The organism is Bacillus sp. SIMBA_154 (genome assembly GCF_046536015.1).
Lineage (GTDB): Bacteria > Bacillota > Bacilli > Bacillales > Bacillaceae > Bacillus > Bacillus pumilus_P.
The window spans coordinates 1-1,121 of the sequence record NZ_JAWJBV010000045.1; the positions used below are offsets into that span (position 1 = coordinate 1).

The window sequence follows — 1,121 nt, forward strand, 5'->3', positions numbered from 1 at the left end:
CTACACCGAACTGAGATACCTACAGCGTGAGCTATGAGAAAGCGCCACGCTTCCCGAAGGGAGAAAGGCGGACAGGTATCCGGTAAGCGGCAGGGTCGGAACAGGAGAGCGCACGAGGGAGCTTCCAGGGGGAAACGCCTGGTATCTTTATAGTCCTGTCGGGTTTCGCCACCACTGATTTGAGCGTCAGATTTCGTGATGCTTGTCAGGGGGGCGGAGCCTATGGAAAAACGCCAGCAACGCGGCCTTTTTACGGTTCCTGGCCTTTTGCTGGCCTTTTGCTCACATGTTCTTTCCTGCGTTATCCCCTGATTCTGTGGATAACCGTATTACCGCCTTTGAGTGAGCTGATACCGCTCGCCGCAGCCGAACGACCGAGCGCAGCGAGTCAGTGAGCGAGGAAGCGGAAGAGCGCCTGATGCGGTATTTTCTCCTTACGCATCTGTGCGGTATTTCACACCGCAATGGTGCACTCTCAGTACAATCTGCTCTGATGCCGCATAGTTAAGCCAGTATACACTCCGCTATCGCTACGTGACTGGGTCATGGCTGCGCCCCGACACCCGCCAACACCCGCTGACGCGCCCTGACGGGCTTGTCTGCTCCCGGCATCCGCTTACAGACAAGCTGTGACCGTCTCCGGGAGCTGCATGTGTCAGAGGTTTTCACCGTCATCACCGAAACGCGCGAGGCAGCTGCGGTAAAGCTCATCAGCGTGGTCGTGAAGCGATTCACAGATGTCTGCCTGTTCATCCGCGTCCAGCTCGTTGAGTTTCTCCAGAAGCGTTAATGTCTGGCTTCTGATAAAGCGGGCCATGTTAAGGGCGGTTTTTTCCTGTTTGGTCACTGATGCCTCCGTGTAAGGGGGATTTCTGTTCATGGGGGTAATGATACCGATGAAACGAGAGAGGATGCTCACGATACGGGTTACTGATGATGAACATGCCCGGTTACTGGAACGTTGTGAGGGTAAACAACTGGCGGTATGGATGCGGCGGGACCAGAGAAAAATCACTCAGGGTCAATGCCAGCGCTTCGTTAATACAGATGTAGGTGTTCCACAGGGTAGCCAGCAGCATCCTGCGATGCAGATCCGGAACATAATGGTGCAGGGCGCTGAC

General features: G+C 55.2%; 1 protein-coding gene. It reads right to left on the reverse strand.

What is annotated here, in order from left to right; translation table 11 throughout:
- Positions 1-655: 655 nt before the first annotated feature.
- A complete protein-coding gene (locus R0K30_RS20970) occupies positions 656-847 on the reverse strand; it encodes a Rop family plasmid primer RNA-binding protein (protein WP_000165985.1) in 192 nt (63 codons plus the stop codon).
- Positions 848-1,121 lie beyond the last annotated feature (274 nt).